A 13,619-nucleotide genomic window follows, 5' to 3' on the forward strand; every position below is an offset into this window, starting at 1 on the left:
CGCGGATGTACGAATACGCCGCCGACCGGGGCTTCTTATGTTCGTTCGGCATTAACTTTTCCGGGCGGTCACTTTCCCCGCGGCCACGGGCTTTTTGCTGCCCGCGGCGGGTTTGCCTGCTTTGGCCACGGCCGGGCTCTTTTCCGTCATGTTGACCGGGTCCCAGTAGATGGTGCGGTTCTCGAAATAGCTCTGGTTGCAGGCCAGCACCGGCGCGGCGGCGCGGAAGCCGAACACGGGGTCTTCAATGGTGCCCTGCGAACCGTCGCGGACGTTTTTGAAGAAATCGCCGAAATGTTTGCCGTGCGCGTCGTCGTCCTTGGGCGCTTCAAAACGAACCTCTTTCACCGGCTCGGCCGTACGGGTTTCGGCCGGGTACTGGCTGTCGTACTGCTTCTTGAACTCTTCCTGCACCTCCGGCGTAAACGTGAAGAAGCTGTCGTACCCGCCGTAGCCCGGAGCCTGCGGCAGTTTTTTCTTGGTTAGAATCAGGTTGTCTTCCGAAAACTCGATCTGGCCTTCGTTGCCGATGATGCGCGTCACGTTCTGAATCTTTCCGGCATTGGCAAAATTGACCCGCAGCACCATCTGGAACGCCTCGTGCTGGTCGGTTTTGGGGTAATCCATGATGCTCGTCATCACGTCGGGCACGTCGCGGCCGTCTTTCCAGTAAGCGAGGTTGCCGGACGAATAAATCCGGTTCGGCCCGAACGAGTCCGTCACGAAGTGAACGCCGGTGATGAGGTGGACAAACAGGTCGCCCGCCACGCCGGTGCCGTAGTCGCGGTAGTTGCGCCAGCGGAAGAAGCGTTTGGCGTCGAACGGCCGCTTGGGGGCCGAGCCGAGGAAACGGTCCCAGTCGACGGTCTCGGGCGAGGCGTCGGTCGGGATGGAGTAGTTCCAGGCACCGATGGCGTTGAAGCGGTCGTTGTTGGATTCGATGTAATTAATGGCCCCGATATCGCCCGCCTGCACCAGCCGCTTGGCTTCCTTGAAGGCCGCGCTGCTGATGCGCTGGCTGCCGACCTGCATCGTTTTGCCGGATTTCTTCCACGCGTCGATCACCGGTTTTCCTTTGCTGATCTGCTGCACCATCGGCTTTTCGCAGTACACGTTCTTGCCCGCTTTCAGGGCGTCGATGGTGATGCGGTCGTGCCAGTGGTCGGGCGTCACGATGAGCACAGCGTCGATGTCCGGACGGGCCAGAATCTCGCGGTAGTCGCGGGTGGTGAACAGGTCCGGATTGTTGAACAGCGTTTTGGCCGTTTCGAGGCGGCCTTTGTAGAGATCGGCCACCGCCACCAGTTCCACGTCGGGGTTGCGCAGGGCCGCGCGCGTGTCGAAATTGCCCTGAATGCCCATGCCGATGGTCGCAAAGCGGATTTTATCGTTGGGACTGATGCGTTTCAGGTTCGGAATGTATGCAAAGGGCTTGGCTACGCTCTGGCCCGCGATGAGGGCCGAGGCGGTAGAAAGGGTTTTGATGAACGTGCGTCGGGAAGACATAGACTGTCGGTTTTTGCCTGTTACAGGAAAAGCGGTTTTTCTCCACAATTTACCCAAAACCGTCAGGGAAGAATCGGCACCCGGTTGTCGAGCGGCGAAAGCGGCGGCGTGACCGGCGAGCTTCCCGGGGCGGCCCGCCGACCGCTGGGGACGTAGGAATCCATCGTCGAACAATCGACGTAGTTCGGCGCTACGGCGCGGGTCTGGAAAAACGGGCTGCGGTTGAGGATGTCCTTGTCAAAAACGGTCAGGTAGGTGTTCGGATAATTGGCGTAGCCGGTCCAGAGCAGGGCATTCCAGTCGCAGCCGCTCTGGTTCTGGTCGCAGCCCGCCGGGTGGGGCAGCCCGAAGGCGTGACCAATTTCGTGGCCGAGCCCGCCCGTGTACCGACAGATGCCTTCCCAATCGAAAAAGCCGCGCCCTCCGGACACCCCGCGGACATCGTACCCCGACAGCACTACCACGCCCGAGGCCGCCGCGCCGCCGATCTGGTCCTTGCCGTTGTCGGCGTCGATGTAGTATACCCAGACGTTCTGCGGGTCGTTGTAGCGGCCGCCCGTGTAGCGGAAGCCTTCGGTCGTGACGTTGTTCCAGAAACTGTACGTCCAGTTGCCCACGATATTGTTCACGAACCAGTCCGAAGGATGCACCATCCGGACCACCTCCACCCGGTCGCCGATGGCAAACGTCCGGCCGTTGCCGAGCGCCCGGTGGTACCAGATCTGCAGGTGGTACGCGGCCCGTTCGATGCCCCGGATGACGGTTTCGCTCGGTTCTTTGTCCGTCGGAATAAGGTAAATGAGGCGGACCCGGGGCGGCGTCTGCGGCAGGATGTTCAGCGGCAGCGAAAACGTCTTTTCGAAGGAGGCCGTCCGGGCAACGAGCGAAAACGCCTTCAAAGTGACCACACCCGTCACCCGGGCCTTGATGGCGGCCATTCCCTTCGCGTTCCCGTTGGCCGGAACCGTCAGCGGATTGGCGTAGGGCTCGATGGTGACATTGGTGGGCAGGTCGCGGAACTGGAGCGTGACGGGACCACTGTACCCGAAAAGCGAACGAATGTCGATTTCAAACGAGGTGGAAGTCTGCTGCGCCAGTTCGAGCACGCCCGGCAAAATGCTCACCCGCACATCCGGCGCGTCGAGCCGCACGCGCATTTCGGCCGTTTTGCCTTCGCAGGTGGCCCGGATAAAGACCGGCTCGGCCGAGCCGGTCAGAGCCGTCACCAGACCGGCCGGACTGACGCGGGCTTTGGTGGTGTCGGCGCTCGTCCAGACCACTTCGCGGTCGGTCAGCACGGCCCCGGTGGCGTCTTTCAGCGTGGCCCGGAGCTGGGCGGTCGCGCCTTCCCGCAGCCGCACGGTATCGGGCGGCAGACTGATGGAGGCCACCGGAACTTTGGTAATGACGACCCGGAGCGTGCCGGACTGCTGTTCACTGCTGGCCCAGACCTGAACCGTTCCGGGCAGGAGGGCCGTTAGCAGCCCGCTCGCGGAGACGGTGGCGAGCGCCCCGTTATCGACGCTCCAGACGATGGGGCGACCGTTCAGGACGTTGCCCGCCGCATCTTTCAGCACCGCGCGTAACTGGAGATTTTGCCCGACGACCATCGTGGCGGCATCGGCTTCCACCGAAACCGCCGCGACCGGAGCGGGGCCGGGCTCCAGCTTTTCCCGGCAGGACAAAAGAACAATCTGGCCTAAAAGAAATACAAAAAAGAGGGGACGGATGGCGGCTTTCATGGTGTCATGGGTTGAGTTACCCGAAAGTCGCAAGGGGGTAAATGGCAGGGGATGATGCCGATGCAGGCCGGTGCCTGATTTTTATCCGAAAGCAAAACAGCCGGAGGTCGCCCCGGCTGTTTTGCTGTTTATGAATACCGGGCAATCAACGCCCCGCGCGTCGGCGCAGCTCTTCCCGCTTGAGCGTAATCAGGTGGCCGAGGGGGCTGCCGTTGCGGTACGTCACGACCCGCAGCGTCACCGGACCATCGGGAATCGGCACCGCACCGCTGTATTTCGGGGAGCGGCTGTCGGGCATCGAATCGTCGAGGGTGTAAAAAATATCCAGACCGGGCGCTTCGGTTTCCATATCGAGCATCAGTTTGTCTCCCTCCATCCGGGTACGGACAACGGCATCGTAGATGGCTTTGGAATAAGTAACGCCCGCCGCATCGGCCCGGCCGAAGTGCGTCTGCACGCGGGGAATGAAGGCATCCCAGTTTTTGGCTTCTTTCGGCGACCAGTAGACTTCGGCCAGCGCCCAGCCGCGCGGCCAGGTCATGTATTCGGCATGCCGCAGCGTCTGAATCTGTTCGGTCCAGAGGTTGCCCTGTCCGCCGAGGATGTATTTGGCGTCCACGCCTTCCGGAACGGGGTCGAAGCTGTAGCTTTTTTTCAGGCGGAGGGAGGCGTACAGCGGCGGTTCGATGCTGGCTTCGCCCTGCTGGTAGTCGAGGTAGGCGAAGGTCGTGGGCGTCATCACCACGTCGTGGCCCATCTGGGCCGCTTCGATGCCGCCTTTGATGCCCCGCCAGCTCATGACCGTCGCTTTCGGCGAAATGCCGCCCTCCAGAATCTCGTCCCAGCCGAGCAGTTTCTTGCCTTTGGCATCCAGAATCTTTTCCACCCGACCCATGAAATAGCCCTGCAGGTCTTCGACATGCCGGATGTTGAGTTTCTTCATCAGCGCCTGACAGCCGGGGTCCTGTTGCCAGTAGCCCTTGTAGCACTCGTCGCCGCCCACGTGGATGTACGGACTCGGAAACAGCGCCGCTACTTCCGTAAAGACCTTGTCCAGAAACTCATACACTTTTTCGTCCGACGGGTTGAGCGTGTTTTCCACCAGCATCTTGAACGTGCCGTTGCCGTACCATTCCGAGAAAGCCGTGCCCGGATTCACTGCCGTGTTCGGGTTTTTGGTACAGCTCAGTTCCGGATAAGCCGCAATGGCCGCCATGCTGTGGCCGGGAACGTCGATTTCCGGCACGATCATCACGTTGCGTTCCTCGGCGTAGCGAACGATTTCCCGAATGTCGTCCTGGGTGTAGAAACCGCCCACCGGCGTCGGTTCGCCCGGTTTGGGGGCCTCCCGGCTGCCGAAATGGCCCGCCCGGGCCACGCGCCAGGCCCCGACTTCCGTCAGGCGGGGCAGCGATTTGATTTCGATGCGCCAGCCGTTATCGTCGGTCAGGTGCCAGTGGAAGACGTTGTATTTGTAGCGAACCAACTGGTCGATGTAGCGTTTGACCTCTTCCTTCGTGAAGAAATTCCGGCTGACATCCAGCATCGTACCCCGCCAGCCGAAGCGCGGATAATCCGTGATGGTCACGGCCGGAACCGTCCAGTTCGCCGCGGTGACAGCCGGACTTTCCACTTCTTTCGGAAACAGTTGCAGCAGCGTCTGCATCCCGTAGAACAACCCGGCGGGCTGGTTGGCCGTGATGACGACGCCTTTCGGAGAGCTCGTCAGCGTGTAGCCTTCGCGGCCCAGCCGGGCGTCCGGGGAATCGGTAAGGTTGAACTGGATGGGTGCCGGTTTGCCGGTCCGGACCGGCAGGGTGTACCCGGTCGGCGTGGTGAGCTTGCCGGCCAGCATGTCGGCGACCCGGCGGGCTTCCGGTTTGTTATAGCCAACGGCAATCCCCTTTTTAAGCGTAAAAGACCCGTTTCCGCTCTGGATGGACACGGGTTGGGGAATGAGATGGGGGAGAAGCGGTTGCGCGTAGGAAATCTCAGCAAAGAGCAACAGGAACAAAAAAGCCAGACGATTCATGAAGAAGGGTTTTGTAATTCACGGAGCATATTACAAATTTTTTGAATAGCGTCGCGCCCTCACCCCGTCAGCGGCCCCAGACCCTACCGGGGTGGATGGGGCTAGCCCGCGAAAAGTATTCCCGCCTTGCGGAATTTTATTCTTTACAAAAATGGTTGTTGGAGGCGACGGGTTTGGCTGAGGGGCGGGGCCGGGTTAACCCCCGCCAGGGTCTGCGACCGCTGACGGGGTTGGATAACCAGAAGTTATACTCAATAAATAAAAGTAGTCCGCCCGACGACCGGATTGACCCGCCCGAAGCGTACATTTGTATTGTCAACAAAACCACAGGAGCCGCCCATTTCGGCTTTTTGTTTCTATAAATAATTCGATTAATCCTATAGACTATATTACTTATAGCTATGTCCATAAGCTTCTCACCCAATGTCAGCGCGGCGGCTCAACGCGACATTCTTGACCTTCAGAAGAAAATCAACGCTTTCGCGTCGGGCGAGATGACGGATGAGCATTTCCGCAAATTCCGTCTGGCGAGGGGGGTATACGGCCAGCGGCAGGCGGGCGTGCAGATGATTCGCATCAAACTGCCCCACGGCCGCATCACGGCGGACCAGCTGGTCCGGATTGCCGACCTTTCCGACAAATACGCGACCGGCAACCTCCACGCCACCACCCGGCAGGACATTCAGCTCCACTTCGTGAAGCTGGCCGACTCGCCGGCCCTGTGGTCGGAACTGGAAGATGCGGGCATTACGCTGCGGGAAGCCTGCGGCAACACGGTCCGGAACGTAACGGGCTCGGCCCGCGCGGGCGTCGACCCGGAGGAGCCGTTCGACATCACGCCGTACGCCTACACCGTTTTTGATTACTTTCTGCGGAACCCGATCTGTCAGGAAATGGGCCGTAAATTCAAGATTTCGCTGTCTTCCAGCGAGCGCGATTCGGCCTATGGCTACATGCACGACGTGGGTCTGATCGCCCGCGTCCGGGACGGCAAGCGGGGCTTCCGGGTTCTGGTGGCCGGGGGCCTGGGTGCCCAGCCGTTTGCGGCGCAGGAAGCATTCGATTTTCTGGAAGAAGAAAACGTGATTCCGTTCATCGAAGGCGTGATCCGCGTGTTCGACCGCTACGGCGAGCGGACCAAGCGCCACAAAGCCCGCATGAAATACCTCCTGAACGACATCGGGCTGGAGGAGTTTCTGAAACGGGTGGCCGAAGAAACGCCCGCCCTGAAAAATAAGGTGTTCTCGGACTTCAGCCGCCAGTCGCCGATTTTTGCCGTCCAGAACTTCGGAGAAGGCGGGATTTCGTACGAGGAAGTGGCCGCCAACTGGCCGCTGACTTCGGAAGAATCCAAAGCGTGGCTGAAAACCAACGTCTTTGAACAGAAACAACCCGGCTGGTATGCCGTGCAACTGCGGGTGCTGTTGGGCGATATGCACTCGGACACGGCCCGCGCGCTGGCGCAGGTGGTGAAGAAATACGCCGCCGACGACATTCGGGTGACCATCAACCAGGGCTACCTGCTGCGGTTTGTGCGTCCCGAAAACCTGCCCGCGCTGTACGAAGAACTGGCCGCGCTGGGTCTGGCCGATCCGGGTTTCGACACGACTGCCGACATCACGACCTGCCCCGGCACCGACACCTGTAACCTCGCCATCTCCAGCAGCTACGGCATCACGCGAGCGCTGGAAACGATGATGAAGCAGGAGTTTCCGGAGATCATTTACAACAACGATATTAAGATCAAGATTTCGGGCTGCATGAACGGCTGCGGACAGCATTCCGTCGCCAACATCGGCTACCACGGCTCGTCGCTGAAAAACGGGGCCTTCGTGCTTCCGGCGCTGCAGGTGCTGCTCGGCGGCGGCTTCAACGGCAAAGGCGAAGGACTGATTGCGGATAAAGTCATCAAGATTCCGGCAAAACGTGGTCCGGAGTCGCTGCGGGTGCTGCTCAACGATTACGACGCCAACGCCTTCGAAGGTGAGTATTTCAGCGATTACTACGCCCGGCAGGGGAAGAACTACTTCTTCACGCTGCTGAAACCGCTGGCCGACCTGAAAACGCTGACGCAGGACGACTACATCGACTGGGACCACACGGAACAGTTCGTGACCGAAATCGGGGTGGGCGAGTGCGCCGGGGTGATGATCGACCTGGTAGCCACGACGCTGACCGAAGCCGCCGAAAAGCTGGAGTGGTCGCGGGAGGCGCTGGCCGAAAGCCGCTGGGCCGACGCCATCTACCACGCCTACAGCAGCTTCATCACCACGGCCAAAGCCGGACTGATGAGCCGCGACGTGGCGACCAACACCCAGCACGGCATCGTCAGCGATTTCGATAAGCACTTCCTCGGCGAAGCGGGCTTCCATACCGAAGAAGGCGCGTTCAAAACGCTGGTGTTCAGCATCAACAAAAACGAGCCTTCGGAAGACTTCGCCCGTCAGTTTCTGGCGGCGGCCGAGGTCCTGCTGACCAGCGTACAGGCGTACCGTCAGCAGCAGATCGACACGGACGGCCTGCCGGAACTGCAGGAACTGGAGATTGCCAAAGATAGTTAAGAATTAAGAGTTATGAATGATGAGTTGGCTCCGCCCGGTTGGGGCCTGAATAGGCAGAGCCAATTCATCATTCATAATTCATAACTCATCATTCATGAAATTAACCCTCGTAGGCGCCGGTCCCGGCGACCCGGATCTAATAACGGTTAAAGGCATTAAGGCGCTCGCGCAGGCCGATGTGGTCATGTACGACGCCCTGGTGCATCCTGATTTGCTGGAACACTGCCGTCCCGACGCCCTGAAGGTGTACGTCGGCAAGCGGCGGGGTGCGTATTCCTGCGTTCAGGAGGAAATTAACCCGCTGATTGTGCACTACGCGCAGAACTACGGCCATGTCGTGCGGCTGAAGGGCGGCGATTCGTTCGTGTTCGGGCGCGGGTACGAAGAACTCGACTACGCCCGGCAGCACGGCATTGATGTGGACGTGGTGCCCGGCTTGTCGAGCAGCTACGCCGTGCCGGCGGCGGCGGGTGTTCCGCTGACGACGCGCGGCCTGAGCGAATCGTTCTGGGTCGTAACCGGCACCACCAAAGACGGCGCTTTCTCGCGGGATCTGCACCTGGCCGCCCAATCGACCGCTACGGTGGTGATTCTGATGGGGATGCACAAACTGGGGCAGATTGCGGCGCTGTTTGCCGAATATGGCAAGTCGGAAACGCCGGTGGCGATTGTCCAGAACGGCACATTGCCCGAGCAGCGGAGCGTGTTCGGGACGGTTTCGACGATTGAAGAAGTAGTCCGGGAATCGGCTATCGACAACCCGGCGATTATTGTCATCGGCGAAGTTGCCGCCCTGCCGACGGTCGCGGAACAGGTACGGGAGCAGGTGAAAAAAGTGGCCGAGTAGCCGTGGCGATACCTGACAGTCAAAACAGAAGCTGACGAAGTGATCGCTTTGTGGCAACCTGAACTACTCCCTTATGCAGGTTAGGTCGCTACGCGACGGGAAAATACCGGCAACTCTCACCGCCACCAACGTTAGGTCGCTACACGACGAAAAAATAACCACCACTCTTATTGCTACCAACGTTGGGTCGATACATGACGAGGGTACACGTCGGCTCTATGGAAACCCGGCTCATCAATATTCCGTCGCGTAGCGACCAAATAGTTGTAGCCCCGCATCGGCTCCGTTGGGGTTACGTCGCGTAGCGACCAAACACGTTCTGCAAATTGGCCAACGCGGCGTTTTTTATCGCTAATAGCGAGCATACGTTTTTGTAACGCCTCGAAATTTCACCCAAACCGCCCTACCTTTGGCGGTGATATGAATTACCTCTTCCTCGCTCTTATCTTCATCAGCACGCTGGCCTTCGCCCAGCCGTCACCCAAACGCGAGTTCCGGGCCGCCTGGGTCGCTACGGTCGGGAACATCGACTGGCCTTCCTCCAAAACCCTGACGCCCGAGCAGCAAAGGGCAGAATTCGTCAACATCCTCAACCAGCATAAGCAGGCGGGGCTGAACGCCGTCATCGTGCAGGTACGCAGCGTGGCCGACGCCATCTATCCCAGCCCCTTCGAGCCCTGGGCCGAAGTCCTGACCGGTCGGCAGGGCCGCGCACCCCAGCCGCAGTACGACCCATTGCAGTTCATGATTGGCGAATGCCGGAAACGCGGGCTGGAGTTTCACGCCTGGTTCAATCCCTACCGCGCCGTTTCGAACATCCAGACCGCCACGCTCGACCCGAACCACGTGGTCGTCAAACACCCCGACTGGCTGCTGGCGCAGGGAAATCTGCGCATCCTGAACCCCGGCCTGCCCGAAGTGCGGGCTTACGTGACCGGGGTTGTCATGGACGTGGTGCGCCGCTACGACATCGACGGTGTGCATTTCGACGATTATTTCTATCCCTATCCCGAAACGGGCAAAGCCTTCAACGACGACTCAACCTACGCCCTGTACCCCCGTGGCATCGCCGGCCGGGCCGACTGGCGGCGCGATAACGTGGACCTGTTCGTCAAAATGGTTTCGGACAGCATCCGGGCGGCCAAGCCCTGGGTGAAGTTCGGCATTTCGCCCTTCGGCATCTGGCAGAACAAGTCGGCGAGCCAGCCGCTCGGCTCCGATTCGCGGGGGCTGGAAAGCTACAGCGCCATTTATGCGGATTCGCGCAAGTGGTTTGGGCAGAACTGGGTGGATTACATCGCCCCGCAGTTATACTGGCATATCGGCAACGCCGCCGCGGATTTTGCCAAACTGTTGCCGTGGTGGAGCGCACTGAATCCCGGTCGCCATCTGTACATCGGCCACGGCCTGTACCGGGTCAACAACGATGCTGATGCGGCCTGGAAGAACCCGGCGCAGATTCCGAACCAGATGCGCCTGCTGCGCCAGACGGCCAACGTGCAGGGCAGCATTTTTTACAATACCAACTCGCTGAACAAAAACCCGCTGGGCGTCCGCGATTCACTCCGGACGACACTCTATAACCGCCCCGCACTGCTGCCTCCCATGCCCTGGAAGGACGCCACGCCGCCGCCCGCTCCGCTCAATCTGATTGCCACGGTGCGCAACAACACGGCCGAACTGCACTGGAACCGCCCGCAGGCGGAGACGGGCGAACTGGGGAAAATCCGGCAGTACGCCATTTACCGCGCCGAAAACGGTCAGCCCGATTTAGGGACGATTCTGGCCCTGACGGCAACCGACACGCTGGATTTTGCCGATACGGGCCTGAAACCGGGCGTTTCGTACACCTACGTCGTAACGGCCCTCGACCGGCTGCACAACGAAAGCCCGCCGTCCAACGCCCTTGCCACGGCAATTGTAACGGGCGTTCCAGCGGCCGAAATTGCCCGGACGGAACTGCTGCCCGTCGTGCCCAACCCATTCCGGACGTCAACCCGCATCACCTACCGACTCGCCGAAGCGGGGCCGGTGACGCTGGCCGTTTACGATGCGCTGGGTCGGATGGCGGGTACACTCGTGCAGGAAACCCAGCCCGCCGGGGAATATTCCGTGTACTTCGATGCCGGAACCCTGCCCGACGGTGTTTATATTGCAACCCTCGTCACCGAAAAGCACCGGCTGATGCAACGAATTATTTTGCAACGCTAATCAGGACCCGGCTTGCGCAGATTTGAGGATTAACGCTGATAAACCGAAATCAGAACCGGGATTACACGGATTTGAGGATTAACGATGATAACCTGAATTGGAATTTCACCGTTTGAACGGTTACTGATACTAATCTGAGCAAAGAAATCGAAGCATCATAGTTAATCCATTAATCTGCGTAATCCCGGTTCAGAACCCATGAACACGCTCTTCCCCATATTTGTCAAGATCGAAAACCTGCAAACGCTCGTGGTGGGCGGCGGGTACGTCGGCATGGAAAAACTGACGGCCCTGCTGTCCAACGCCCCGGCCGCGCCCATCACGCTGGTCGCTCCCGAGATTCGGGAGGAAATCCGGCAGATGGCCGCCGAACACCCGAACGTCACGCTGGTGGAAGAACGCTACCACGAAGGCCACCTGACGGGCCGGGACCTGGTCATTGTGGGCACCAACGACAAGGCCGTTAACCACCAAGTGCGGGAAGACTGCAAGGCACGGAAGATTCTGGTCAACGTGGCCGATACCCCGGACCTCTGCGATTTTTACCTTAGTTCGGTGGTCAAAAAAGGTGATCTGAAAGTAGCCATTTCGACCAACGGCAAGTCCCCGACCTTCGCCAAGCGGTTTCGGGAAGTGCTGGAAGAAATCCTGCCGGAAAACCTTCAGGATACGCTGGACAACCTGCAGGCCATTCGCAACAAACTGAAAGGCGATTTTGTGGCCAAAATGGACAAGCTCAATGAGATTACGAAGGTGCTGCGGTAACCCGCCTGTTGGCGTGATTATCAACTTTTTCCGGAAAATACCTTTTTGACCTTCTGCACCCATTGCGGCTCTTCCAGTTCGTCTTCGAGCAGAAAGGCGTACGGGTGCAGTTCCGGGATGTGGGAACAGACGATGCGGATAATGGCGAACAGCGGCTCGAAGAGGATCATGCCCGGAATGCCCCAGATCAGTTCGCCGACGACAATGGCAATGATGGTGAAAATGGGGCTGAGGTTGAGGCGGGAACCCATCACCAGCGGTTCGATGATGTTGTTGTCGATTACCTGCGCCACCACGATCACCGCGACTGTCGGCAGCAGGGCGTCGGAGGAGCCGCTGACCAGCGCCATGAACAGCGGAAAGGCCGCCCCGATAAACGCGCCTACGTAGGGAATGAGCGTCGGAATAACGGCAATGACGCTCATCAGAAGCGCATTTTTGAGGCCGAAAATGGTAAAGCCGATGGCGTAGACGACCCCCAGAAACAGCATGGAGATCAGCCGCCCGCCGAGGTACTGGGCCGACACCTTCGCAATCTGGCCGAGGGCGTGCCGGGTTTCCGTCTTGCGGTCGGCCGGAAACAGCCGCAGGAGGAACTCGCGGAATTTCTCCCGCTTCCACATCAGAAAAAAGAAATACAGCAGAATCAGCACAAAAGACGTCAGCAGCGTCCCGAAGCCGCTCAGAAATTTGGTAAACGAACCACTTGCCGACTGGGACAACTGTTTCAGGCCTTTTTTGGCGGATTCAACCTGCTCCTGCGGGTTCATGTCGAACTGCTGCTGCACCCACTGCTGGACGGTGGTCAGCATCTGCTGGAGTTTGGGCTGAATCTGGGGCCAGTCTTTCGAGAAGCTGACCGCCTGCGCATAAATCACGCCGCAGAAGCCGCCGATAAACAGCAGAATCAGCAGAATGCAGAGAATCGTCGCCCAGAAGCGGCTGACGCCCCAGCCTTCGATCCGGCGGCTGACCGGCTCCAGCAGCATGCAGAGCAGCAGGGCAAAGGCCAGCGGCACCCAGAACGGGCGGCCGATGTAAAGGACGAAAACGGTTAAGATACCAAACAGAAGAACGGCGTTGGCCCGTTGAATGGAGATGCTTTTCATGGATTTCGGACAGCGGACAGGGGCGCACGGCCCGCCCGCTAGTCACTTAACCCCGGCTCTGCGGGATGGTTCGCAACAAAAGAGCACAGGCGGCTGCCTGTGCTCTTTTGGCATATGAAACTTATTCAGTAACCCGTTTCAGACTCTCCTGGCTCGTCTGGAACCACCCGCATGCTGTCCGCATGCTGTCAGGATGCCCTGGTCGAAGAGGTACTGGTGGAACTGAACAGGGCCTTTTCGACGAGGGCGTTACGCGAGCCTACCGAATAGCTCCTAAATCCAGCGTAAAGCCCGGCAATACGTCTTCACCCGACAACGGCTGCTCAAACGAGCGAAGAATCTGGATGGAACCGTCGGCGCGGAAGATATGGACCGTTTCGGCTTTGGGGTCAATGAGCCAGGCGAGTCGGCAGCCGGCGGCCATCCAGTCGTCCTGCACTTTCTTTTTCAGGTCGGGAAGCCGGTCGGAGGATGACAGTAGCTCCACGACAAAATCAGGGCAGAGCGGCGGAAATTTTTCCTGCTCTTCGTCGGTGAGGGCCTGCCAGCGGTCATGGCTCACAAATGACGCATCGGCCGAACGAACGGCGGTCGAGGGCAGCCGGAAAGCCGTGGAAGAATCGAAAATTTCACCAAGTCCAGTCTGTTCACTCCAGTTGATAAGTCTGGCAATAAGTTTGGCGTTTCGTGCGCCGGTTTTTCCTCCCGTATTCGACATAATCAGAATGGTCCCGTTGGCGTCCCGCTCCAGAGTCAGGGCGTCGTTCTCCTGACAGAATTCGTAAAATTCGTCGTCGTTGAGTCTAAATCGCTTGTAATGCAGTTCAATGGTTTCCATACCGCGTT

At 59.3% G+C, this 13,619-nt stretch carries 9 protein-coding genes; 4 read left to right on the plus strand and 5 right to left on the minus strand.

Annotated features, from left to right (window positions below):
• Positions 1 to 51 precede the first annotated feature (51 nt).
• The 3 genes from ORG26_RS21485 to ORG26_RS21495 form a co-directional block, all read right to left on the minus strand.
• Entirely contained in the window at positions 52 to 1,506 is a 1,455-nt protein-coding gene (locus ORG26_RS21485) for a Gfo/Idh/MocA family protein (RefSeq protein WP_266365500.1), read from the minus strand.
• A 62-nt stretch (positions 1,507 to 1,568) separates the two neighbouring features.
• The gene (locus ORG26_RS21490) at positions 1,569 to 3,248 is read right to left on the minus strand and encodes an Ig-like domain-containing protein (protein ID WP_266365502.1); all 1,680 of its coding nucleotides are present in this window, start codon (positions 3,246 to 3,248) and stop codon (positions 1,569 to 1,571) included.
• Between the two features lie 145 nt (positions 3,249 to 3,393).
• A complete protein-coding gene (locus ORG26_RS21495) occupies positions 3,394 to 5,280 on the minus strand; it encodes a beta-N-acetylhexosaminidase (protein ID WP_266365504.1) in 1,887 nt (628 codons plus the stop codon).
• A gap of 401 nt (positions 5,281 to 5,681) precedes the next feature.
• Here ORG26_RS21495 and ORG26_RS21500 point away from each other — a divergent pair, with 401 nt between their 5' ends.
• The 4 genes from ORG26_RS21500 (at position 5,682) to ORG26_RS21515 (ending at position 11,664) form a co-directional block, all read left to right on the plus strand.
• Positions 5,682 to 7,841: a nitrite/sulfite reductase gene (locus tag ORG26_RS21500; protein WP_266365506.1), complete on the plus strand. Its 2,160-nt coding sequence runs from the start codon at positions 5,682 to 5,684 to the stop codon at positions 7,839 to 7,841.
• Positions 7,842 to 7,935: 94 nt separating this feature from the next.
• Positions 7,936 to 8,688 carry a uroporphyrinogen-III C-methyltransferase gene (gene cobA / locus ORG26_RS21505; RefSeq protein ID WP_266365508.1) on the plus strand — a complete coding sequence of 251 codons (753 nt, stop codon included), beginning with the start codon at positions 7,936 to 7,938 and terminating at the stop codon, positions 8,686 to 8,688.
• A 420-nt stretch (positions 8,689 to 9,108) separates the two neighbouring features.
• Positions 9,109 to 10,899, plus strand: coding sequence for a family 10 glycosylhydrolase (locus ORG26_RS21510; protein WP_266365510.1), 1,791 nt, complete (start codon positions 9,109 to 9,111; stop codon positions 10,897 to 10,899).
• A 198-nt stretch (positions 10,900 to 11,097) separates the two neighbouring features.
• Positions 11,098 to 11,664: a precorrin-2 dehydrogenase/sirohydrochlorin ferrochelatase family protein gene (locus ORG26_RS21515; protein WP_266365512.1), complete on the plus strand. Its 567-nt coding sequence runs from the start codon at positions 11,098 to 11,100 to the stop codon at positions 11,662 to 11,664.
• Positions 11,665 to 11,684: 20 nt separating this feature from the next.
• Here the strand turns inward: ORG26_RS21515 and ORG26_RS21520 are convergent, their stop codons facing one another.
• Entirely contained in the window at positions 11,685 to 12,773 is a 1,089-nt protein-coding gene (locus tag ORG26_RS21520; protein WP_266365514.1) for an AI-2E family transporter, read from the minus strand.
• A gap of 259 nt (positions 12,774 to 13,032) precedes the next feature.
• A complete protein-coding gene (locus ORG26_RS21525) occupies positions 13,033 to 13,611 on the minus strand; it encodes a Uma2 family endonuclease (protein WP_266365516.1) in 579 nt (192 codons plus the stop codon).
• Positions 13,612 to 13,619 lie beyond the last annotated feature (8 nt).

The organism is Tellurirhabdus rosea (assembly GCF_026278345.1).
Classification (GTDB): domain Bacteria; phylum Bacteroidota; class Bacteroidia; order Cytophagales; family Spirosomataceae; genus Tellurirhabdus; species Tellurirhabdus rosea.

Excerpts from the sequence above, each read along its gene's own strand:
- ORG26_RS21485 (WP_266365500.1), bottom strand. The coding sequence starts at position 1,506 with ATGTCTTCCCGACGCACGTTCATCAAAACCCTTTCTACCGCCTCGGCC.
- ORG26_RS21490 (WP_266365502.1), bottom strand. The coding sequence starts at position 3,248 with ATGAAAGCCGCCATCCGTCCCCTCTTTTTTGTATTTCTTTTAGGCCAG.
- ORG26_RS21495 (WP_266365504.1), bottom strand. The coding sequence starts at position 5,280 with ATGAATCGTCTGGCTTTTTTGTTCCTGTTGCTCTTTGCTGAGATTTCC.
- ORG26_RS21500 (WP_266365506.1), top strand. The coding sequence starts at position 5,682 with ATGTCCATAAGCTTCTCACCCAATGTCAGCGCGGCGGCTCAACGCGAC.
- cobA (WP_266365508.1), top strand. The coding sequence starts at position 7,936 with ATGAAATTAACCCTCGTAGGCGCCGGTCCCGGCGACCCGGATCTAATA.
- ORG26_RS21510 (WP_266365510.1), top strand. The coding sequence starts at position 9,109 with ATGAATTACCTCTTCCTCGCTCTTATCTTCATCAGCACGCTGGCCTTC.
- ORG26_RS21515 (WP_266365512.1), top strand. The coding sequence starts at position 11,098 with ATGAACACGCTCTTCCCCATATTTGTCAAGATCGAAAACCTGCAAACG.
- ORG26_RS21520 (WP_266365514.1), bottom strand. The coding sequence starts at position 12,773 with ATGAAAAGCATCTCCATTCAACGGGCCAACGCCGTTCTTCTGTTTGGT.
- ORG26_RS21525 (WP_266365516.1), bottom strand. The coding sequence starts at position 13,611 with ATGGAAACCATTGAACTGCATTACAAGCGATTTAGACTCAACGACGAC.